Raw genomic sequence first — 21,238 nt, forward strand, 5'->3', positions numbered from 1 at the left:
CACCGCCGTGCCCCCCACCTACACTCGGTGCGATGGTCGGACGGATCGCGACGGTGACGCTGCTTGCGGCAACGATCGCGGCGACCCTGGCCGGCTGCTCCATGCTTCCGACGGCGGCCGCTCCGGGTGGTGGCGGGGCGGGCGGCGCGCCCGCCGAGTCGGCGCGGCCACCCGCGACCGTCATCGGTTCCATGGCGCCGTCGAGCGGATCGGTGGCCGGCGGCACGAGGGTGACGGTGCGCGGCACCGGCCTGGCCGCCGTCCGCTCGGTCACGATCGGCGGCATCGCCGTGCGCCCCACGACCAGCAGCGCGACCTCGGTGACCGTCGTCACGCCGGCGCAGGCGGGCTTCGACCAGGGCACGGTGCCTGTCGTGCTGCGGGGAAGCGGCGCAGCCGCGCTGTCGAAGGCGACGTTCCACTACGCGCTCACGAGCGGCGTCGACAAGCAGTTGCACTACGTGCTCACCTACTGGAAGCACTACAACCCCGCGTGGATGCCGCTGGACGACAACGACTGCGTGGACTTCACCAGCCAGTCCCTGCTGGCGCGCGGCTGGAAGCCCTCCGCGGACTGGACGCCGAACAAGGCGAACATCTACCACGCCGGTCCCGCCTGGCGCGGCTCCAACGAGTTCCGGCGGTACGTGCTGTCCCATCACCTGGGGCACGAGCTGACCGACGAGGAGCGCAGCAAGGTGAAGCTGGGTGACGTGGTGCAGTTCGACTGGAACGGCAACGGCGACCGCGATCACACCGGCGTCGTCACCCGCATCACGCACACCGCGAGCGGCATCAGGATCTTCTTCGCCGGGCACACCATCGACTCCAAGTACCGCAACGTCGACACCGCGATCACGAAGGACCACCCCGGCGGCAAGGCCTGGTACCTCTCGCTGAAGTGACGGGCTGCCGCGTCGCGAACCCGCGTGCGGGGGGCGTCAGGGGGCGGTGATCGAGGCGAGCCAGGCGCGCGCCTCGGCGTAGACGGTGTCGACGTGCGGCTCCGCCACCGCGACCCGACGCTGGTCGGCGCGCGGATAGGAGCCGAGGAACAGCACGCGCGGGCTGGAGCGGCGCACGCCGAGCAGCGCCTCCGCCACCCGTTCGTCGCCCACGTGGCCGTCCAGGTCGATCACGAACCGGTACCGGCCGAGCTCGTCGCCGATCGGACGGGATTGCAGCAGCGACAGGTTCACGCCACGGGTCGCGAACTGCTCCAGCAGCGCCAGCAGGGCGCCGGGGCGGTCGGAGGGCAGGTCGACGACGATGCTGGTCTTGTCGGCCCCGGTGATCGGCGGCGGCACGTGCGAGCCGGCCCGGGCGATCAGGACGAAGCGGGTGACGGCGTTCGGATTGTCGCCGATGTCGTCCGCCAGCACCGCCAGCCCGAACCGGTCGTGCACATCCGGCGGCGCGATGGCCGCGTCGGCCAGGTCGCCGTCGTGCTCCGCCAGGAACTGCGCCGCCTGCACGTTCGAGGTGGCGGGCAGCTGCGTGTGGGACGGCGCGTGCGCGTGCAGCCAGCGACGGCATTGCGCGTGGGCGACGGGGTGGGCGACGACCGTGTGCACGTCGGCCAGCGCCACACCGGGCCGGGCCAGCAGGGCGAACCGCACCGGTACCAGATACTCGCCGACGATCCGCAGGTCGGGAGTGCCCGCGAGCAGGTCGAGCACCGCGGCGACACCGCCCTCGACGGTGTTCTCGATCGCCATCATCGCCGCGACCGACCGGCCCTGCAGCACATCGGCCAGCGCCTCCCCGATGTTGTTGACCGACCGCCACGGCGCCCCTTCGGCGGCCCGGACCTGGCGAAGCGCGGCCTCGGTGTAGGTGCCGGCGGGCCCCAGGTAGCTGTAGGCGGCGTGGCTCCCGGCAGGGGGAAGCGTCGGATCGGGCACAGAATCGGGCGCGGGATCGGACACGCACCGACGATATCGGCGAGCGCCCCGCCGAACGGATCGGCGGCGGGCGAGGGAGACGAGAAGGTGAGGAGCGCTTCAGGGTGTTCGGGCCAGGATGACGTCATGACTTCCAGGGCAGGGACGCAGGCTTCGCCGTCCGACCTCATCGACGTGCCGCGACTGCTGGATGCGTACTGGTCGCTGCACCCGGATGTCGACGATCCGGAGCAGCGGGTCGTCTTCGGCACCTCGGGGCACCGGGGCAGCTCGCTGAACAGCGCCTTCAACGACGACCACATCGCCGCCATCACCCAGGCGATCGTGGAGTACCGGGCCGGCCAGGGCGTGACCGGGCCCCTCTTCCTGGGCCGGGACACGCACGCGCTGAGCGCGCCGGCGCAGACGACGGCGCTGGAGGTGCTGACCGCGAACGGCGTGCGCGTACTGATCGACGAGTTCGACGGATACACCCCGACTCCGGCCGTCAGCCACGCGATCATCGCCTACAACCGGGCGAACGGCGGCGACCCCGACGACCAGGCGGACGGCATCGTCATCACGCCCAGTCACAACCCGCCGGCCGACGGCGGCTTCAAGTACAACCCGCCGCACGGCGGACCGGCCGACTCCGACGCCACCGGGTGGATCGCGGCCCGGGCGAACGAGTTGATCGCCGGCGGTCTGACGGACGTGCGCCGGGCCGAGCCGACCGCGGTGGAGACCTACGACTTCTGCACCCGGTACGTGGAGGATCTGGCGAACATCATCGACATGAACGCGATCCGGGCCTCCGGGATCCGCATCGGGGCGGACCCGCTGGGCGGCGCGTCGGTGGCGTACTGGGCGGCGATCCGCGACCACTACGGCCTGGACATCACCGTCGTCAACCCGGCCGTCGACCCCACCTGGTCGTTCATGACGCTGGACTGGGACGAGAAGATCCGCATGGACCCCTCCTCCCCCTCCGTCATGGCCTCGGTGGTCGCCCGGGCCGGCGACTACGACATCGTCACCGGCAACGATGCGGACGCCGACCGGCACGGCATCGTCACCCCCGACGCCGGCCTGATGAACCCGAACCACTACCTGGCCGTCGCGATCGAGTACCTGTACCAGCACCGCCCGGGGTGGCGGGACGACGCGGCGATCGGCAAGACGCTGGTATCCAGCAGCATGATCGACCGCGTCGCGGAGTCGCTCGGTCGACGGCTGTGGGAGGTGCCGGTCGGGTTCAAGTGGTTCGTCCCAGGCCTGATCGACGGCTCGGTGGCCTTCGGCGGCGAGGAGAGCGCCGGCGCCAGCTTTCTCCGGACCGACGGCACGGCCTGGACCACCGACAAGGACGGCATCATCCTGTGCTTGCTGGCCGCCGAGATCCGGGCAGTGACCGGCCGGTCGCCGAGCGAGCTGTACGACGACCTGACAACGCGGTTCGGCACGCCCGCCTACCAGCGCGTCGACGCCGCCGCGTCGAAGGCGCAGAAAGCCCAGTTGGCCAAGCTGGACGGGAATGCGATCACGGCGACCGAGGTTGCTGGCGAAGCGATCACCGGTGCTCTGTCGTCCGCGCCCGGCAACGGGGCAGCGATCGGCGGGGTGAAAGTGGTCACGGAGCACGCGTGGTTCGCCGCCCGGCCGAGCGGTACCGAGGACGTCTACAAGATCTACGCGGAGTCGTTCCTGGGTGAGGACCACTTGCGGGCGGTGCAGGCCGAGGCCAGGACGATCGTGGATGCAGCCCTCGGCTGAGCGCTCGACCAGAGGAGCCTCGGAATGGCCTGACACAGCGCCGTGTCCCAGCAGGAGCGAGTCGTAATTCTTACGCGTCGTGTAAGTTTGCACTCAACGCAAAAATCTAGGAGACGACATGGCGACCGCCACCGCGACGAGCACCCGGGGCTCGCTGCCCCCCGCACCGCAGACGGGGGCGGGGGCGGTCCTGTCGCACCGCCAGATCCTGTTCATCATCTTCGGCTTGATGAGCGGCATGTTCCTGGCGTCGCTCGATCAGACCATCGTCGGCACGTCGATCCGCACCATCGGCGACGACCTGAACGGCTTGAGCCTGCAGGCGTGGGTGACGACCGCCTACCTCGTCACCTCGACGATCTCGACGCCGATCCTCGGCAAGCTCTCCGACATCTTCGGCCGCCGGCGCATCTTCCTGATCGCGATCACGATCTTCATCATCGGGTCGGTGGGTGCCAGCTTCGCCTGGTCGATGTACGCCCTCGCTGCATTCCGGGCGTTCCAGGGCATCGGAGCCGGTGGACTCATGTCCCTGGCCCTCACCGTGATGGGCGACATCCTCGCGCCCCGTGAGCGCGCCAAGTACCAGGGCTACTTCCTGGCCGTCTTCGGCATCTCCAGCGTCATCGGCCCGCTGATCGGCGGCCTGTTCGCCGGCGCCGACCAGATCCTCTTCATCACCGGCTGGCGCTGGGTGTTCCTGATCAACGTGCCGATCGGCGCGTTCGCCCTGTTCATGGTGGCGCGGTTCCTGCATCTGCCCGCCCGTCACAGCGCCGGTGTGCGCATCGACTGGTTCGGCGCCGCGTTCGTGATCATGACGCTGGTGCCCGGCCTGGTCGTTGCCGAGCAGGGCCGCACCTGGGGCTGGGGCTCGTGGGGCGCCATCCTCTGCTACGTGATCGCCGGCATCGGCCTCATCGCATTCGTCTTCACGGAGTCCCGGATGGGCACCGACGCGCTGATCCCCCTCCGCCTGTTCCGCAACGCCACCTTCTCGATGGCGACCGTGCTGGGCGTGCTCGTCGGCTTCGCGATGTTCGGTGCGTTGCTGACCATCCCGCTGTACCTGCAGCTCGTGCAGGGCGCGACGCCGACCGAGGCCGGCCTGGAACTGATCCCGATGATCCTGGGGCTGATGATCTCGTCGATCGTCTCGGGCCAGCTGATCTCGCGGACCGGCCGCTATCGCATCTTCCCGATCACCGGCACCGGGCTGCTCGCGCTCGCCTACTTCTACTTCACCTTCGTGACGGCCGACCGGCCGCTCTGGTGGGCGTGGATCGGCATGCTCGGCATCGGCCTGGGCCTCGGCCAGCTGATGCAGACCCTGACCATCGCCTCGCAGAACGCGGTCGACTCGAAGTACATCGGCGTCGCCACCAGCTCGTCCACCTTCTTCCGTCAGATCGGCGGCACGCTCGGTACGGCGGTGCTGTTCTCGGTGCTGTTCAGCCGCGTGCCCGACACCATCGCAGCGGCGTTCAAGGACAAGACGCTGGCGACGAACGCGCTGACCGCGGCGTCCGATCCCACGGTCGCAGGCGAACCGGGCAACACCTTGATCATGAAGATGATCTACACGCCGATCCTCAAGGCGATGCAGTCCGGCAAGGCGGTGACCGGTGGCGGCGGGACGACGGGAGCCCTCGACGGCGACACCTCGTTCCTCACCACAGCGTCACACGCCCTGAAGCAGCCGTTCCTCGTCGGCTTCACGAACGCCATGGTGTCGGTGTTCTGGGTCGGGCTGGCCGTCATGGTCGTGGCCTTCGTGTTGAGCCTGTTCCTGAAGACCACGCCGCTGCGCGCCAAGTCGGCGCTGCAGGAGGCGGCGGACAATGCCCACGAGGGTGCGGCGATGGTTGCTCCCGGCGGCGACCCGGCCGACGTGCCGGCGGGCGACGGCGAACCCGAGCGGACCCCGGAACCGGTCGGCGCGGGAAGGGTGCCGTCATCTGCCGAGCCCACCGCACGGGGCGTACAGAACGGGACGATGACGAACACCGCCCATATCGGCGAATCGCTGTCGACCCGCCCCGCGGTGGACCACCACGGCAAGCACGCCGCGCAGCAGCACGACCACGCGCGCCACGCGGCGGAGTGAGCGGGGCCGTCAGGGCACGCGGTAGAGCCACTCGGCGCTGCGGAACTTCGTAGCGGTCAGTTCCTCCGCCGCCGCGAGTTCCTGCTCGGTGAGGTCGCCGCGGACCGCGCCGGTCAGTTCGATGAAGGTCTGCTCCATCCGCTGCAGGATGGCGGCGCGGGGCAGGCCGGACAGCCGCTTCAGCGGGTCGACCCGCTTCGCGGCGCTGACGGTGCCCTTATCGCTCATCTTCTCGCGGCCGATGCGCAGCACCTGCACCATCTTGTCGCCGTCCATGTCGTAGCTCATGGTCACGTGATGCAGCACGGCCCCGCTGGCGAGCCGCTTCTGCGCGGCCCCGCCGATCTTCCCCCCGGACGAGGCGATGTCGTTCAACGGTTGGTAGACGGCGTCGATGCCGAGGGAGCGCAGGGCCTGCAGCACCCAGTCGTCGAGGAAGGCGTAGGAGTCGGCGAACGACATGCCGCGCACCAGGTCGGCCGGGGCATAGAGCGAGTAGGTGACGACGGAGCCCGCCTCCATGAACATGGCACCGCCGCCTGAGACGCGGCGCACCACGTCGATGCCGTAGCGGGCTGCCGCGTCCAGATCCACCTCGTTGCGCACGGATTGGAAGCTGCCGAGCACCACCGCCGGTGAGTCCCATTCCCAGAGCCGCATGGTGGGTGGCCGCGTCCCGGCGGCCACCGCCTCGGTCAGCACCTCGTCGAGCGCCAGGTGGAACGCGGGCGCAAAGGCCGCAGGATGCAGCAGCTGCCACGAGAAGTCGCGCCAGGCGGCAGCGCGGCCGAGTGCGCGGCGGATCGCCGTCGCGACCGACTCCGGCGTGAAGCCGAGCAGCACCGCCCCGTCGGGGAGCGCCGCGCGGATCGCGGCCGCTAGTTCGGCGGCGGCCGACTGCTCGCTCATCCCGAGTACGGCCTCGTCGATCGCCGCCAGCGCGTCGTCGGGCTCCAGGAAGAAGTCGCCGGCGAGGCGGAACGTCGAGATGCGGCCGTCCGTGACGGCCAGATCGACGACGACCAGCTTGCCGCCCGGGACCTTGAATTCACCGTGCAGCGCTTCACCATGCGGCGCTTCACCGCGCAGCGCGTCGCCGAATTCCTCCGCGGCGCTCATGATCGGTCCGCCGCCTCGGCCCGCTGCGGGCGCACGAGCACGTGGGTTTCGATCCAGGCGATCAGGTCGCCGATGACCTCGATGCGATTGGTCTCGTTGTAGACCTCGTGGCGCGCACCCGGATAGACGCGGACGGTCACGTCCCGGATGCCCGACCGCTCACGGTAGGCGCGAGCGAGGCGCTGCACACTGCGCTCGCCGCCCAGGGTGTCGTCGCCACCCGCCTGCAGCAGCACCGGCAGGTCCGCGGGCAACTCCCGGGCCGGCCGGCCGAACAGGCGCAGCGCGTCGCGCAGGCCGAGCAGCTTGGCCGTCTGCGCCGGAAAGGTCAGGGGGTCCGCGACCCACGCGCGCGCCACCTCGGGATCGCGGCTCAGCCACTCCGCCCCCGTCGAGCCGAGCGAGCGGTGCCTGCGGTTCAGGTCGCCCGCGTCCATCCAGCCCGGCAGTCGGTAAGCGGTACCGGACAGCACCAGACCGTCGTAGTCGGCGGCGTGGGCGTTCACCGCGATCTGGGCCATCAGGGATCCCCAGCTATGGCCGAGCAGCACGAACGGCAGCCGCGGGAAGCGGTCCCGCGTGATCCGCGAATAAAGCTGCACGGCCTCGATGGTGGCCCGCAGCCCGCCCGGGCCCGGACGACCCATCCGGGCGGGATCGCCGTCCCACTGCGCGCGGCCCGTCTCGCCGTGGCCCCGGTGGTCGTCCGCCACCACGGAGAAGCCGGCCTCATTCAGATCCGCCGCCAGCGCGGCATACCGGCGGGCGTGCTCGCCGATGCCGTGTGAGATCTGAACGACCGCACGCGGAGCCGGCACCAGCCACTCGTGCGTGGCGATGGTGACGCCGTGCGCGTCGACGAAACTGGGCACAGCCCATTGTCGCGCTGCCCGTGCGCCGCCGCGATCGACTGCCTGCGCTCGACCGACTGTGCCCACCGCCGTGCCCGCCGCTCAGGAATGCGCGAACGCGCGGCGAACACTGCATAAACTCTCTATGCGATTGAGGGGGAGGTGCGGCGTGAGTTCGATGTTCCGCTCGCTGCACGAACGGGACTACCGCCTGTGGGCGTCGGGCGCCATCGTCTCGAATGTCGGCACGTGGATGCAGCGCACGGCCCAGGACTGGATCGTCCTGACGGTGCTCACGAAGCACGACGCCTTCGCCGTCGGGGTGACGATGGCGCTGCAGTTCGGTCCCCAGCTGCTGCTGCTGCCGATCACCGGCCTCGTGGCCGACCGGGTGCAGAAGCGCACGCTGCTGATGATCACGCAGGCCGTGATGGGGCTGCTCGCGTTCGGCATCGGCGTGCTCGCGGTGCTGAACCTGCTGACGCTGCCCGAGGTGTTCGGCTTCGCGTTCCTGCTCGGCTGCGCCGCCGCCTTCGACGCCCCGGCGCGGCAGAGCTTCGTCTCCGAACTGGTGGGACCGGACGATGTCACGAACGCCGTCGCGCTCAACTCCGCCTCGTTCAACGCCGCGCGCCTGATCGGTCCAGCAGTCGCGGGCCTGCTGACCGAGGTCGTCGGGCCCGGCTGGGTGTTCCTGATCAACGCCGTCAGCTTCGCCGGGGTGCTGGTGTCCCTGCGGTTCATCACGCCGGCCGCCGCGGAGGCGGGCGCAGCCGCCGGCAGAGGGGCGAAGGACTTCGCCGCCGGATTCGCCTACGTCGCGAAGCGCCGCGACCTGATCGTGCTGTTCTCGATGATCTTCCTGATGGGCACGTTCGGCATGAACTTCCCCATCTACGCCTCGACGATGGCGGTGCTGTTCCACGAGGGGGCGACCGGATACGGCCTGCTCTCCACGTCGCTCGCCATCGGCGCCGTCGCCGGCGCGCTGCTGGCCGCTCGCCGCACCGAGCCGCGGTTCGCCCTGACGATCGTGGCCGGCGTGCTGTTCGGCGTCGGACTGCTGCTCGGCGCCGCGGCGCCGAACTTCCTGGTGCTCGCGATCGTGCTGCCGCTCGTGGGCGTCGCCTCGCAGACGTTCATGACGACCGCGAACGGCACGGTGCAACTCAGCGTGGAGCGCTGGGTGCGCGGTCGCGTGATGGCGATCTACATGGCCATCTTCCTCGGCGGCACGGTGATCGGTGCGCCGGTGATCGGGTGGATCACGAACGTCGCCGGGCCGCGGGCCGGGCTCACCACCGGCGCGGCCGCCGGGCTGCTCGCGGCTGCGGTCGGGACGGCGTGGCTGTCGTACTCCAGACGGCGCCTGCCCGTCTGCCCAGATCCGGGACCGCCGACCACGGGCGCGCAGGGGCACGGGTCGGAAATGCAGGCAGAAGCACCCGAGTTAGGGGTACAAAAGGAGACAGATCTGTCTCCCGCGCGTGGCGGGGAGTGACCACGGCGCGAAACGCCTTTACCATCCACCAATGGCACCGCGACGGCAGGACCGGTTCACGCGCGCCGTGTCCGCGGCGCTGAGCGCGGCTGCGTTCACCTTCGCGCTCAGCACGCTGCTGTTCGCCTGGTCCACCTCCGCCGCGGCGCTCGTCGGTGTCAACGGCGTGCTCGGCGTGCTCCTCCCCGGGATCGGCACGCTGCTCACCGCCCTCGGCGGCCTGCTGCTGGCCGTTCGGGCACCTCGGCCGCTCCGCTTCTGGAAGGTCGCTGCCGGGCTCGCGGTCATGGAGGCGGGCTTCGCCGTCTACCTCGTGAGCTATCGCCCTCTGGCTTCGGGCCACCCGACCACCGCCGGCTTCGCCCTGTCCCTGATGAAGATCGCGATGATCGCGTTCTGCGCGAACGCCGGTCGGCGATGGGGCCCGCCCGTGGCCGCGTTCGTGGCGCAGGGCGTATCGGCGCTGATCAGTGCGATCGTCGGACCGATGGTCGGTGTGGCGTACGCCCCCGACGGCCCCGCGTCGTTCGCCCTGATCTTCGTCATCCTGGTGAGCGTCGGATTCGCGATCGCGCGAGCGCGCGGGGCGGTGGCCAATCGCGTGGTGGAGGCCCTGCGGGACGAGGACGCGGTGCGGGTGGCCCGTGGAGCCGTTCGGTCCCGGGCCGCCGCGGTGGTGCACGACACGGTGCTGAACGACCTGGCGGTGATCGCCACCAGCGAGCCCGGCCGCATGACTCCGCGGCTCATGGAACGTCTGCAGGCGACCCTCGACCTGCTGAACTCCGCCGACTGGGTGGGTGCTCCCGACGCGCCCCCGGAGCAGGGCGCACCGGGGGCGACGCTGCAGCGCGCCATCGACCACGTGCGGGCCAGCGGGTTGACCGTGGTGCTGAACGGCGACATGCGCGCCGTCGCCGCGCTCGATCCCGGCGTCGAGCACGCCCTGGGCCGGGCCGTCGAGCAGTGCCTCGTCAACACGCTGACGCATGCCGGCACAGCGCAGGCGGAACTGACCGTGATCGCCGAGGAGAACGACGTCACGGTGATGGTCGCGGACAACGGCGCCGGCTTCGACATGAACGAGGTGGACGAGGACCGCATGGGGCTCCGCCGATCCGTTCAGGGGCGGATCCGCGAGGTCGGCGGTACCGTCCGGATCTTCGCGACCCCCGGCGTCGGCACCACCATCCTGATGTCCGTGCCGCGCGCGACGGCGGAGCGCCCCATCGGCGTGGAGGCCTGATGCCCGGGCGCGAGGCGACGCTGCAGCAGCAGCACCCGATCGACTCGGTCGGCTTCACGAGGCTGTTCGCCATCGGCGCCGCGATCCTCAGCTCGGTGATCGCCATGCTCACAACCGCGGCGGAGGCGGAGCAGGTGGCGAACTGGCCGCTGGAGATCGGCGCGATCGTGTTGCTCTGCGGGACCGGGGTGTACTTCGCCCGCGCCGCCAGCCCGTTCCGCGCACCGTTCCATCGACAGTCGGCCGTGATCGTCATGAGCCTGACGGTGATCGCGTTCGTGCTGGACGAGACGGCCCAGCTCGGCCAGAACCGCGTCCTCCACGACGACTGGGGACTCGTCGTGATCCCCTTCTACCTGTTCGTGATCGCGAGCCTGCGCCCGGTGCGGGACGTCGTGGTCGCCGGCGCCATCGCGAGTGCCGTCGTCGTGATCGTCGCGGTCGTGGCGTCGCCGTTCATCAGCACGCAGACCGTCCCGCTGGCGCGGGCACTGGTCGGCGTCGCGTCCCTGGTTCCGGCGACGCTCGGTGCCGCCGTGTTCGCGCGGGTCGTGATGCAGAAGCTCACGCACGATCCAGTGGCCGATGCCCGCCCGGTGGTCGAACGGAGCTCCGTACGGCTGTCGGTGCAGCAGGAGAACATCGCCCTGCTGGACGCCGGGGTGGTACCGCTCATCACGGATGTCCTGGCGGCCGGCTCCCTGACCGCGGCGGACAGCCGCCGCGCACGACAGCTGGCCAAGAACCTGCGCGCCACGATGGTCGCCGACCTCAGCCGCGACTGGCTGCAGGAGGCCGGTCTGACCGTGGACGACCCCCAGAACTACGCCGACCGGATGACGCCGGAGCAGCGGACCACGCTGCGCGGCGTGATCAACGCCATGCCGCTGAAGTCGCGCACCCACCCCGGCACCGTCACGATCACGGGCCAGGACTTCAATGCGGTCATCGAGATGCGGCTGCCGCTCAACCGTCGACCGAGCGGCCCTCGGCTCGCACCGGCCGTCGTGATGCTGCGAACGGTCTTCCCGCGAGCCGAGTACCGCCTCAACGGCTCCGACCTGACCGTCGTGGCCGACTTCCACGTCGACTGATCCTGTCCCTGCGGACCACCCCGTGCCCACCGACCTTCAGGAACCCCGCCCCATGTCCTCCCGCCCGACCGACCGCTTCGGCCGCACCGTCGCGGCTGGCCTCACCGCCGCCGAACTCTGGTTCGTCGTCTCGCTGCTCGTGCTGCACTGGCTGGCGAACGTCGCCACGGCTGTCGGAATGTCCGGCCTCGGGACGCCGGGCTCCGACGCCGTGCTGCTCTCGGGCATCGGCAGTGCCCTCGCGATCGCCGGAGTCGTGATCCTCGCGCGCCCGGCGTCCGGGCGGCTGCGGGTGCTGCAGATCCTCGGCTCCATGGCGCTGATGCTCGGCGGGTACATCATCACCCTGATGCTGCTGAGTGCAGTGTCACGTCCCGGGACGTCGAGCGCCGCGCCCGAGCTGTCGCTGTTCAAGTTCGCGATGATCGGCGCCATGCTGCTGACCGGGCCGGTCCTTCCGCTGCTGCTCGCTCCCGCCATGCTCGTGCTGCTGGGCCTGACGACCGCGCTCCTCGGTCCGATGCACGGCTACGCCATCGCGTACGACGGCTACGCGTCGGCGGTGACCGTGATGGTCGTCATGATCACCCTGGGCACGCAGGCGGCCCGACGGGTCAGCGGTTCCGTGATCCGGCAGGTGGAGGCACTGCTGGACGAGGAGACCGCACGGGGACGGCGCACGGAGGCGCAGTCGCAGTCGGTGGTCATGATGCAGGACACGCTGCTGAACGACCTCGCGGTGCTCGCCACACTGGAGCCCGGTCCGCTCCCCGCACGCCTCGGCACCAACCTGCGGGGCACACTGGAACTGCTGAGCTCGTCCTGGCGGCATGACGACGCCGGTCCCGGCCCGGCCGTCGCCTCATTCGGCGTGCAGCGCGCCATCGATGACGCCGTCAGCGGCGGCCTGGTGGTGCACGTGGTGGGCGAGATCGCCACGCTGGAGAGCCTGGACGGCATGACGGGCGAGGCTCTGGGGCAGGCCGTCGAGCAGTGCCTGACGAACACGATCCGGCACGCCGAAACCGACGAGGCGGAGATCACCGTGCTGTCGGACGAGGCCGAGGACGAGGTCTCCATCATGGTCGTCGAGCCGGGCACTGGAACCGACTCCCGCGACGACGACGGAGACGGGCTGCGGAGCGCGGTGGCGGAGCGCATCGAGGGCGTCGGCGGCAGCGTGCTGGTCTTCAGCCGGCCGGGTGTCGGGACGACCGTGCTGCTCACGGTCCCGCGGGATTCGCCGCTCGTCGGCTCGGAGCGCTGACCCGTGGATCGTGAGGCGACGCTGCAGCAGGAGGGTCCGGTCGACTCGATCGGGCTCACCCGGCCGTTCGCGATCGCGAACCTGATCGGCACGGTCCTGATCGCCATCCTGATCACGGTGGCGCAGATGTCGCAGATCCATCAGTGGGGAGCGGCGGTCGCCGGCTTCGCTGTGCTCGCCGTCGCCGGAGCGATCTACCTGCGCGCCGCAAGCCCGTTCCGGGCGCCCGTCCGGCGCCCGACATTCGTCGTGGTGCTCGCGCTGCTGCTGGTCGCGATCGTGCTGGACGACTTGGCGCGCCTGGGGTCGGGGTCGCTCGGCGGCTGGGCGCTCGCGGTGGTTCCCCTCACGCTCTTCGTGCTGGCGCAGGTGCGCCCGGCGGCCGAGATGCTGATCGGCGGAGCCGCGCTGTCGGCGGGCATGGCGACCGCGGCGATCCTGCTCGCTCCGCTGCTCGGCGGTCGCCACTCGCCGCTGTCGATCGCGCTCGACGTGCTCATCACCGCGGTTCCGGCGACGCTTGCGACCGCGGCGTTCGTCCGCATCGGGGTCCGCTCCATCCGCGAGGCCCGGGTGGTGGACCGCGAGGCCTGGGAGCGCAGCACGGAGCAGCACGCGACGCAGTGGGAACGCGACGTCGTCAAGCTGTTGCGGGATGTGACCGACTCCGGCAAGGTGACCGCGGCCACCGGCTCCCGCGCCCAGGTGATCGCGACGACGCTCCGCAGCCGACTCGCGGTCGACCAGGAGCGGGACTGGATCAGCGAGCTCGGCATCACGGTCGAGGACGACGAGGGGTATGTGGAGCGGATGTCGCTGCCGCAGCGCATCACGATGCGTGGCCTGCTGGCCGCGCTGCCCATCACGGGGGCGAGCGATCCGGGGTGGGCCCGGGTGACCGGTCAGGACCTCGAGGCGGTCCTGGAATTCGATATCCCCATCGCGCGGCGCCCCGACAGCTCCCACCTGGGGCCGGCGGTGCTGATGTTGCGCACGGCGTTCCCCGGCGCGCGCTTCCGCGTGGACGACGGCCGGGCTCGGCTGGCCGCCGAATTCAGCGTGAGCTGACGGCGCCAGAATCACTCGGTGGAACCGCCCGGTCTGCGGGGTTGTCACCGAGGGCGGAACCGTGCACCGCCGGCGGGCAGTCGTGCACACATTTCGCGTCTGCGACCGCATGACGCACCCAAGTGCGCATGAATCGTGTGTCCACGCAACAGACCGGTGGTATCGTGCCGCGGGTGGACTCGATCGACGTGCGCATCCTGGACCTGCTCCGTCGCAACTCCCGCTCCGCCTACGGCGATATCGGCGCGGTGGTCGGGCTGTCCGCCTCCGCGATCAAACGCCGCGTCGACCGGTTGGTCGCGAGCGGTGTCATCCGCGCCTTCACCGTGCAGATCGACCCGGCGACGGAGGGGCTGAGCACAGAGGCGTGGGTGGAACTGTTCTGCCGAGGGACGGTCTCGCCCAGCGAGCTGCGCCGGATCCTGTCGGGCGTGCCCGAGGTGGTCTACGCCGGCACGGTCACCGGCAGCGCCGACGCGATCGTGCACATGCGCAGCCGCGACATCCCCAGTCTGGAGCTGGCGCTGGAGCGGGTGCGAGTCGCCCCGAACGTCGACCACACGCGCAGCGCCATCGTGCTGTCCCGGCTTGTCTCTTCCGGCGGCTGACCGCCCGGCGGCTGGTCGACGGCGGGCGGCGCGCCTCGCGCAGAGCCGCCGCAGACCCGCCCGCGACTACAGTATGCGAACCGTTCCGCCGCTCGAACCGAAAGTCCCGCAGATGACCGAACCCACCGCGTCGGGTGTTCAGGGTGCGGGCGGGCAGGGTCCTGACCTGCAGGGGCCACACCTCGATCAGCCGCTGTACGGGGCGTCGTTCGGGCAGGCCTTCACCCGCTTCTGGCGCAAGTACGCGACGTTCTCCGGCCGCGCGAGTCTCAGCGAGTTCTGGTGGGCGTACCTCGCGAACGCGCTGATCGGCATCGTGGCAGTGGTGGTGACCGGTGCGACCGGCGCCGTGGTCGATGCCCTCGACGGCGCGACGGGCGGGCAGGGCATCGTCACCGGACTGTGGGTGGTGCTGACCCTGATCGTGCTGCTCGGCGGCCTGGCCCTGATCCTGCCCAACCTTGCCGTGCAGGCGCGCCGTTTCCACGATGCGGACAAGAGCGCGCTGCTCCTGCTGCTGTGGCTCATCCCCTACGTCGGCTTCATTCCGGTGCTGATCATCGCCCTGCTGCCCACCGACCCGAGGGGAGCGCGGTTCGACCTCGGAGCGGATCCCTCCGGGTATCCGGCCGTGCCGTATCCGCCGGTGCCATACCCGTCCGTGCCCTACTCGCCCGTGCCCTCTCCCCCGACGCAGTCGGCCGCGCTGCCTGCGGAGGCGTTCGCGCCACAGCTCGCGGCGCCGCGCCCGCTGCTCAGCCAGCCCGACCTCAGCCTGCCGCCGGCACCACGACCACAGCCGGCGGAGCCCGCCGGCGAGCAGCCGTCACCACCCGCGGCGGTATCAGCAGCACCGGCACCGGCACCGGTACCGGTGCCCGCGCCGGCGCCGGTGCCGACCGCGGCCGCTGCGCGCCGGGCTGCATGGGCGCGGGTCGGTGCAGTCCAGGACGACGTGCTGCGTCACCTGCTGCCGCCGGCCGGCTCCGGCCCCGCGTGGCCCGGCTCTCGGCGCGCGTTCGTGCGGGTGTCGACCGCCGACGGCCTCGACCTGGTCGCCTCGGACGGCCTGACCGACGGAACCGGCAGCGGCCTCGGCGCTGAGGTCTACCTGGCCGTCCGGCGGGACGCCGCTTCGGCCGGCTGGCGCACGTCGCTGCTGGTGCAGACCGCGCAGAACCTCGCGCACGGCGGGGTCCGGCCGCGCGAGCAGCTGCAGCAGCACGGCGCGCTGTCGATCAGCGTGCCGGGCATCGACGCTCCCGCGGACTGGCGCGGACCCGACGACGCCGTCGGCGCATTGCTCGGGGTACCGCTGCCGGGCATCCCCGACCAGCTCGCCCTGCCGGGCGGCTCCGCGGCCCTCGTCGGCGTCGTTCCGCTGCGCCCGGACGAGCTGCAGCGCATCCTGACCGATGGTCCCGCCGCTCGCCTGCGGATCGCAACAGCGCTTTCGGCCCTCTCACCGCAGGAGCTGACCGCCCCGGACCGCCCGAGCGTCGCCTGACACGGCGCTGCGAACTCAGTGGAAGCGGTGGTCCTGGATCGTGATGCGGGGGCCGCGGCGGGGCGTCCGCACGCCGGAGCAGGTGATGAGCCGCATCACCCGCTGGCGGTGACCCCGCCAGGGCTCGAGCAGTTCCAGCATGCCGTCGTCGTCGACGGCGGCGCCGGTCAGCGCCTGACCGACGAGCGCGGGCAGGTGGTAGTCGCCGACGCTCGGGGCGTCCGCGTCACCGTGCGCGCGCTGGCTGGTCTCGGCGGCGGTCCAGATCCCGACCCCGGGCACGGTGCGCAGACGCCGGGCGACCTCGGCGCCGCCGCGGCCGATCTGCAGCGTCCGCTCCAGGCCGGGTGCCACCCGGGCCGCCTCGACCACGGCGCGCGAGCGCTTCGGATCCACTCCGGCACGGTGCCAGTCCCAGGAGGGGATCCGCGACCAGCCGAGCGCATCCGGCGCCACCCGCATGCCGGCCGGAGCGGGGCCGGGCGCGGGTGTGCCGTGCTGGGTGACCAGCCGCGCCCACGAGCGGCGGGCCTCCACGGAGGTGACCTTCTGCTCCAGGATCGCGGCCGCCATCATCTCGAACACCTGCCGGCAGCGGGTCAGGCGCAGGCCCGGATGCCGGCGGCGGGTCTCCTGCAGCAGCGGCACGTCCCGGACGTCGAGCCCCGTCCAGTCGTCGCCGGCGCCCAGCAGCTCCGGAACGCCGTCGACGACCCACTCCGCGCCGGCTCCCCACCCTGCGGCGTGGATCGCGCCATCCGGCGCCTGCGCCAGCCGCAGCGTCGCGGACCCCTCCGGCGTGCGGATCGTGCGCCACACCGACCCTGAAGGAGTCAGCCGGAAGGTCGGATCGGCGCGACCCCGGCCGAGCGGCGCGACGGTGCCGAGCAGCTCCACCGGCTCGGCCGGCGCATAGACGGTCGCCGCAGCCGGCGCGACGGTGCGGACCGGCGGCGGGGCGAGGGACATGGGCCGATCGTAGGAACCCCCCGGACAGGGGTCGCGGCGACACGCGAGGGTCACGTGTCGCCGTCTCCCAGGTCGCACGGAGCCCCTTCCGGTCCGGCGGGCATACCGTCGGGCCATGACAGACACGAAGGACGACCAGCTGCAGCAGCTCGCGACCCTGATCGACAAGGCGAAGATCGGCCTCATCACCACCGTGAACGCCGAGGGCCACCTCGTCAGCCGGCCGATGGCCGTCAAGGAGCGGGAGTTCGACGGCGACCTCTGGTTCTTCACGGAGGACCCGTCGCACAAAACCGACGAGGTGCGCGCGGTTCCGGAGGTGAACGTGGCCCTGGAGTCGAACAAGGGCTGGGTGTCGATCGCCGGGACCGCCGAGATCGTGACCGACCAGGCCAAGATCGACGAGCTGTGGGACACCGCCGCCGCGGCCTGGTTCGAGCAGGGCCGCGACGACCCCAAGGTCGCGCTGCTGAAGGTGACGGCGCACACGGCCGAGGTGTGGGCCTCGGACCAGCCCAAGCCCCTCATCCTGCTGCGCTACGCGAAGGCCGCCGTGACCGGCGGGCAGCCGAACGTGGGCGAGAGCCACGTCATCGACCTCGACTGACGACGCGCTCGACTGACGCGGCGGGTCGATCCGGGGTCCCGCTCCGGGAGGCCGAGCGATACCGTGAGGGGCGATGTTCTACTGGGTGATGAAGCACCTGATCGCCGGTCCCCTGCTGCGCGCGCTGCTGCGTCCCCGCCTCTCCGGGGTCTCGAACATTCCGCGCACCGGCCCGGTGATCCTGGCCAGCAATCACCTGTCGTTCATCGACCCGGTGATCCTGCCCCTCGTCATCCGGCGGCGCATCCACTTCCTGGCTGCGAGCGACTACTTCGCCGGCCGCGGACTCGGCGGCTGGGCGGTCGCGCGGTTCCTCATCGCGACCGGCATGATCCCGATCGACCGCTCGGGCGGCCGGGCGTCGGAGGCGTCGCTGGCGGCAGGACTGGGCGTCCTCGCGCGCGGCGAGGTGCTCGGTATCTACCCGGAGGGCTCGCGCAGCCGCGACGGCAAACTGCACCGCGGGCGCACGGGGATCGCCCGCACCATCCTGAACTCGGGGGCGACGGTCGTGCCCGTTGCGATGATCGGCACCGATGAGGTGATCCCGGTCGACAGCGGCAGCGTCCGGCCGCACATCCGCCGCATCGGCATCGCGTTCGGCCCGCCCCTCGACTTCAGCGGGTACGCGGGCGGGAGCGACGACGGCCGCGTGCTGCGCACCATCACCGACCAGGTGATGCAGGCGATCCACGCGCTGAGCGACCAGGAGTACGTCGACTCCTACGGCGCGCGACGGTAGCGTCCGGTCGTCGGTGCCCGTCGATACGTTCCCGTCGGTAGATCCCCGTCGGTACGTGCCCGTCGGTACGTTCCCAGCACAGAGGCGCCCCGACCGAACGGACTACTGCACGGTCCCGAATGCGCACCGATGGCCGTTCGACCCCTCGGTAGGCTGATCCCTCCGCCGGAGCAGGTGGCCGACGGCCGTCCCGGACGGAACGCTGGAGGGGTGGCAGTGCGCGGGGAGCCACGCGTCCCCGGAAGGAACAGAGCGGGCTCCGGAGCAGCAGGGGAATCGCATCGGGGCAGTCGCACGTCGGTACTCGTCGCGGTCCTCGTCCTGCTGCTGGGCGCGGTGCTGGCCGTGCTCGCGGCGCGGGGCCTGCGCACGCTCGACCCCGTGCAGGACTTTCTGCGCCGCTATCCCGGTGCGACGCCGCTCCGGGACGATGCCCCGGTCGGGTTCCCGGCATTCGTGGCATGGCAGCACGGGCTGAACGCGTTCTTCTTGCTCTTCGTCATCCGCTCCGGGTGGCGGCTGCATCGCGGCGGGCGCCCGACGACCTTCTGGGTGCGCCGCGCCGCCGGGCGGCCGGCAACCCGCAACCCGCCCATCCGGATCGGCATCGACCTGTGGTCGCACTACGTCGGCGACACCCTGTGGGTGCTGAACGGCGTCGTCTTCCTGGTGCTGATCTTCGTGACCGGGCAGTGGCTGCGCCTGGTGCCCACGGACTGGGGAGTGATCCCGAACGCGGTGTCGGCGGCGCTGCAGTACGCCTCCCTCGACTGGCCCGTGGCGAACGGCTGGATCGATTACAACGCGCTGCAGACCCTGGCCTACTTCGTCGTCGTGTTCGTCGCCGGGCCGGTATCGGTGCTCACAGGGCTGCGGGCGGCACCGGGGTTCGCCGCCCGGCTGCGTCCGCTCGACCGGGTGTTCCCACTATCGGCGGCGAAGCGCCTGCACTGGTGGACGACGCTGTTCTTCGTCGCGTTCATCGCCGTGCACGTCTTCCTGGTACTGGCGACCGGCGCTGTCAACAACCTGAACCACATGTACGCGGTGCGCAACGACCAGAGCCCGGCCGGCGCGATCGTCTTCGCGGTGTCGCTCGTCGTCAGCATCGCGGCCCTGCTGCTGGCGCGCCCCCGCCTGGTCCGCACCGCTGCGGCCCGCACCGGAACGGTGGTGGAGCGCCCTCGCCGATAGCGCCTCAGTGCGCGAACCCGAGGAGCACCGGTCGGCTTCGACGCGGCGAGGAATTCGGGCTGCGCCGAGTTCCGGGACCAGAATCGAGCGATTCACGCCTTCATTTCAGAAGATCGCCTGCATTCCTCGAAAGCGGCCGGCCGGGAGCAGCAGGCGCACCTGGTGTCGGCCGGGCCGGAAGCACGGAAGGAAGGCCCGCATGACCCGCAACGCGCTCGTCGTCCGAGGGGGCTGGGCGGGACACGAACCTGTCGAGACCACCGACTTCTTCATTCCGTTCCTGCAGCAGCACGACTTCTCGATCGTGATCGACGAGTCTCCGCAGGTCTACGCCGACGCCGACCGCATGGCCGGGGTCGACCTGATCCTCCAGGCAGTCACCATGGTGACGATCGATGCAGAGGCGGTGGCCGGCCTGATCGCTGCGGTTCGGGCGGGTACCGGTCTGGTCGGCTGGCACGGCGGCATCGTCGACTCGTTCCGCGACAGCGCCGACTATCTGCAGCTGGTCGGCGGTCAGTTCGCCCATCACGCCTCGGTGCACCCTCCGCAGCAGTCGACGGGTGCGCCGGGCGATCACGACCAGGAACACACGGTGGAGTTCACCGAGCTTGGCCGCAGCCACCCGGTGACGGAGGGCCTGCAGGACTTCTCGCTCACCACCGAGCAGTACTGGGTGCTGTCCGACGCGTACAACGAGGTGCTCGCCACCACGACGCAGGCGAAGCGCGACTTCGACGCGTGGGACCGTCCCGTGACCTTCCCCGCCGTGTGGACCCGGCACTGGGGCGACGGGCGCATCGTCGTCACGACCGCCGGGCACGGTCTCGAGACCGTGCAGCATCCGTCCGTCCGCAGGATCATCGAGCAGGGCCTGCTCTGGGCCGCGCGGGGAGCCCAGCCCCGCGGAAAGGAATGAAGCGATGACCCGACCCGTCACCCTGTTCACCGGCCAGTGGGCCGACCTGCCGTTCGAGGAGGTGGCGCGGCTGGCGGGCGAGTGGGGCTACGACGGCCTGGAGATCGCGAGCTGGGGCGACCACCTGGACGTTGTGCGCGCTGCGGAGGACCCTGACTACGTTGCGGACCGGAAGGCGATCCTCGCGAAGAACGGCCTGAAGGTCTGGACGATCTCGAACCATCTGCTGGGGCAGGCGGTGTGCGACTCCCCCATCGACGAGCGGCACCGCGACATCCTGTCCGACCGCGTGTGGGGCGACGGCGATCCGGAAGGGGTGCGTCGGCGGGCGGCCGCCGAGATGATCACGACGGCGAAGGCCGCCAAGGCGATGGGCGTGACGACGGTCACGGGCTTCACGGGCTCCTCCATCTGGCATGCGGTCGCGATGTTCCCGCCCGCCTCCGACGCGTTCATCCAGCGCGGCTTCGACGACTTCGTCACACGGTGGACACCGATCCTGGACGCGTTCGCGGGCGAAGGAGTGCGGTTCGCGCTCGAGATCCACCCGACCGAGATCGCCTACGACTACTGGACCGCGAAGCGGGCGATGGAGGCGATCGACCACCCGGCGTTCGGCTTCAACTTCGACCCCTCGCACTTCGTGTGGCAGCAGCTCGACCCGTCGATGTTCCTGCAGGACTTCGCGGAGAAGATCTTCCACGTGCACTGCAAGGAGTCCGTCACGCACCTCGACGGCCGCAACGGCCGGCTGGGCAGCCACCTGCCGTGGGCGGATCCGCG

General features: G+C 71.0%; 19 protein-coding genes. 15 read left to right on the forward strand and 4 right to left on the reverse strand.

What is annotated here, in order from left to right; all coding sequences use genetic code 11:
* The first annotated feature begins 32 nt into the window (after positions 1–32).
* Complete coding sequence (locus tag ACFE7H_RS08935) at positions 33–905, forward strand: amidase domain-containing protein (protein WP_375400880.1); 873 nt, start codon at positions 33–35, stop codon at positions 903–905.
* Between the two features lie 36 nt (positions 906–941).
* Here ACFE7H_RS08935 and pheA read toward each other — a convergent pair whose 3' ends face one another.
* On the reverse strand, positions 942–1,928 hold the full coding sequence (gene pheA, locus ACFE7H_RS08940; protein WP_375400881.1) for a prephenate dehydratase: 987 nt from the start codon (positions 1,926–1,928) through the stop codon (positions 942–944).
* 102 nt (positions 1,929–2,030) lie between these two features.
* On the opposite strand from pheA, the gene pgm reads away from it, so the two are divergent.
* Positions 2,031–3,656: a phosphoglucomutase (alpha-D-glucose-1,6-bisphosphate-dependent) gene (gene pgm, locus ACFE7H_RS08945; RefSeq protein WP_375400882.1), complete on the forward strand. Its 1,626-nt coding sequence runs from the start codon at positions 2,031–2,033 to the stop codon at positions 3,654–3,656.
* 118 nt (positions 3,657–3,774) lie between these two features.
* Complete coding sequence (locus tag ACFE7H_RS08950) at positions 3,775–5,763, forward strand: MDR family MFS transporter (RefSeq protein ID WP_375400883.1); 1,989 nt, start codon at positions 3,775–3,777, stop codon at positions 5,761–5,763.
* 9 nt (positions 5,764–5,772) lie between these two features.
* Here the strand turns inward: ACFE7H_RS08950 and ACFE7H_RS08955 are convergent, their stop codons facing one another.
* Both ACFE7H_RS08955 and ACFE7H_RS08960 read right to left on the reverse strand, forming a co-directional pair.
* Positions 5,773–6,822 (reverse strand): biotin/lipoate A/B protein ligase family protein, encoded by a 1,050-nt coding sequence (locus ACFE7H_RS08955; protein ID WP_375400901.1) that lies wholly within the window; start codon positions 6,820–6,822, stop codon positions 5,773–5,775.
* A gap of 56 nt (positions 6,823–6,878) precedes the next feature.
* Complete coding sequence (locus tag ACFE7H_RS08960; RefSeq protein ID WP_375400884.1) at positions 6,879–7,754, reverse strand: alpha/beta fold hydrolase; 876 nt, start codon at positions 7,752–7,754, stop codon at positions 6,879–6,881.
* Between the two features lie 157 nt (positions 7,755–7,911).
* Here ACFE7H_RS08960 and ACFE7H_RS08965 point away from each other — a divergent pair, with 157 nt between their 5' ends.
* The 7 genes from ACFE7H_RS08965 (at position 7,912) to ACFE7H_RS08995 (ending at position 16,024) form a co-directional block, all read left to right on the forward strand.
* On the forward strand, positions 7,912–9,234 hold the full coding sequence (locus ACFE7H_RS08965) for an MFS transporter (RefSeq protein WP_375400902.1): 1,323 nt from the start codon (positions 7,912–7,914) through the stop codon (positions 9,232–9,234).
* 31 nt (positions 9,235–9,265) lie between these two features.
* Entirely contained in the window at positions 9,266–10,480 is a 1,215-nt protein-coding gene (locus tag ACFE7H_RS08970; RefSeq protein ID WP_375400885.1) for a sensor histidine kinase, read from the forward strand.
* Complete coding sequence (locus ACFE7H_RS08975; protein ID WP_375400886.1) at positions 10,480–11,574, forward strand: hypothetical protein; 1,095 nt, start codon at positions 10,480–10,482, stop codon at positions 11,572–11,574. Before ACFE7H_RS08970 ends, ACFE7H_RS08975 begins: the two co-directional genes overlap by 1 nt.
* A gap of 52 nt (positions 11,575–11,626) precedes the next feature.
* Entirely contained in the window at positions 11,627–12,841 is a 1,215-nt protein-coding gene (locus ACFE7H_RS08980) for an ATP-binding protein (protein ID WP_375400887.1), read from the forward strand.
* A gap of 3 nt (positions 12,842–12,844) precedes the next feature.
* The gene (locus tag ACFE7H_RS08985; protein ID WP_375400888.1) at positions 12,845–13,909 is read left to right on the forward strand and encodes a hypothetical protein; all 1,065 of its coding nucleotides are present in this window, start codon (positions 12,845–12,847) and stop codon (positions 13,907–13,909) included.
* 173 nt (positions 13,910–14,082) lie between these two features.
* Positions 14,083–14,517, forward strand: a complete 435-nt coding sequence (locus ACFE7H_RS08990; RefSeq protein WP_375400889.1) for an Lrp/AsnC family transcriptional regulator — start codon at positions 14,083–14,085, stop codon at positions 14,515–14,517.
* 112 nt (positions 14,518–14,629) lie between these two features.
* On the forward strand, positions 14,630–16,024 hold the full coding sequence (locus tag ACFE7H_RS08995; protein WP_375400890.1) for a DUF805 domain-containing protein: 1,395 nt from the start codon (positions 14,630–14,632) through the stop codon (positions 16,022–16,024).
* A gap of 15 nt (positions 16,025–16,039) precedes the next feature.
* On the opposite strand, the gene ACFE7H_RS09000 is transcribed toward ACFE7H_RS08995, so the two are convergent.
* On the reverse strand, positions 16,040–16,993 hold the full coding sequence (locus tag ACFE7H_RS09000; RefSeq protein WP_375400891.1) for a DNA-3-methyladenine glycosylase family protein: 954 nt from the start codon (positions 16,991–16,993) through the stop codon (positions 16,040–16,042).
* Between the two features lie 115 nt (positions 16,994–17,108).
* On the opposite strand from ACFE7H_RS09000, the gene ACFE7H_RS09005 reads away from it, so the two are divergent.
* From ACFE7H_RS09005 to ACFE7H_RS09025, 5 genes are all read left to right on the forward strand, one after another.
* Positions 17,109–17,600 carry a pyridoxamine 5'-phosphate oxidase family protein gene (locus tag ACFE7H_RS09005; RefSeq protein ID WP_375400892.1) on the forward strand — a complete coding sequence of 164 codons (492 nt, stop codon included), beginning with the start codon at positions 17,109–17,111 and terminating at the stop codon, positions 17,598–17,600.
* A 73-nt stretch (positions 17,601–17,673) separates the two neighbouring features.
* On the forward strand, positions 17,674–18,342 hold the full coding sequence (locus ACFE7H_RS09010) for a lysophospholipid acyltransferase family protein (RefSeq protein WP_375400893.1): 669 nt from the start codon (positions 17,674–17,676) through the stop codon (positions 18,340–18,342).
* Positions 18,343–18,552: 210 nt separating this feature from the next.
* A complete protein-coding gene (locus ACFE7H_RS09015) occupies positions 18,553–19,536 on the forward strand; it encodes a cytochrome b/b6 domain-containing protein (protein ID WP_375400894.1) in 984 nt (327 codons plus the stop codon).
* Positions 19,537–19,735: 199 nt separating this feature from the next.
* Positions 19,736–20,455 carry a ThuA domain-containing protein gene (locus ACFE7H_RS09020; RefSeq protein WP_375400895.1) on the forward strand — a complete coding sequence of 240 codons (720 nt, stop codon included), beginning with the start codon at positions 19,736–19,738 and terminating at the stop codon, positions 20,453–20,455.
* A 4-nt stretch (positions 20,456–20,459) separates the two neighbouring features.
* On the forward strand, positions 20,460–21,238 hold a 779-nt coding region (locus ACFE7H_RS09025), incomplete at its 3' end, for a sugar phosphate isomerase/epimerase family protein (RefSeq protein ID WP_375400896.1).

Source organism: uncultured Amnibacterium sp., assembly GCF_964250715.1.
Classification (GTDB): domain Bacteria; phylum Actinomycetota; class Actinomycetes; order Actinomycetales; family Microbacteriaceae; genus Amnibacterium.

What these genes read in the sequence shown, in the direction of transcription:
- ACFE7H_RS08935 (WP_375400880.1), top strand. Translation starts at nt 33, where the DNA reads ATGGTCGGACGGATCGCGACGGTGACGCTGCTTGCGGCAACGATCGCG.
- pgm (WP_375400882.1), top strand. Translation starts at nt 2,031, where the DNA reads ATGACTTCCAGGGCAGGGACGCAGGCTTCGCCGTCCGACCTCATCGAC.
- ACFE7H_RS08950 (WP_375400883.1), top strand. Translation starts at nt 3,775, where the DNA reads ATGGCGACCGCCACCGCGACGAGCACCCGGGGCTCGCTGCCCCCCGCA.
- ACFE7H_RS08965 (WP_375400902.1), top strand. Translation starts at nt 7,912, where the DNA reads ATGTTCCGCTCGCTGCACGAACGGGACTACCGCCTGTGGGCGTCGGGC.
- ACFE7H_RS08970 (WP_375400885.1), top strand. Translation starts at nt 9,266, where the DNA reads ATGGCACCGCGACGGCAGGACCGGTTCACGCGCGCCGTGTCCGCGGCG.
- ACFE7H_RS08975 (WP_375400886.1), top strand. Translation starts at nt 10,480, where the DNA reads ATGCCCGGGCGCGAGGCGACGCTGCAGCAGCAGCACCCGATCGACTCG.
- ACFE7H_RS08980 (WP_375400887.1), top strand. Translation starts at nt 11,627, where the DNA reads ATGTCCTCCCGCCCGACCGACCGCTTCGGCCGCACCGTCGCGGCTGGC.
- ACFE7H_RS08995 (WP_375400890.1), top strand. Translation starts at nt 14,630, where the DNA reads ATGACCGAACCCACCGCGTCGGGTGTTCAGGGTGCGGGCGGGCAGGGT.
- ACFE7H_RS09000 (WP_375400891.1), bottom strand. Translation starts at nt 16,993, where the DNA reads ATGTCCCTCGCCCCGCCGCCGGTCCGCACCGTCGCGCCGGCTGCGGCG.
- ACFE7H_RS09005 (WP_375400892.1), top strand. Translation starts at nt 17,109, where the DNA reads ATGACAGACACGAAGGACGACCAGCTGCAGCAGCTCGCGACCCTGATC.
- ACFE7H_RS09010 (WP_375400893.1), top strand. Translation starts at nt 17,674, where the DNA reads ATGTTCTACTGGGTGATGAAGCACCTGATCGCCGGTCCCCTGCTGCGC.
- ACFE7H_RS09020 (WP_375400895.1), top strand. Translation starts at nt 19,736, where the DNA reads ATGACCCGCAACGCGCTCGTCGTCCGAGGGGGCTGGGCGGGACACGAA.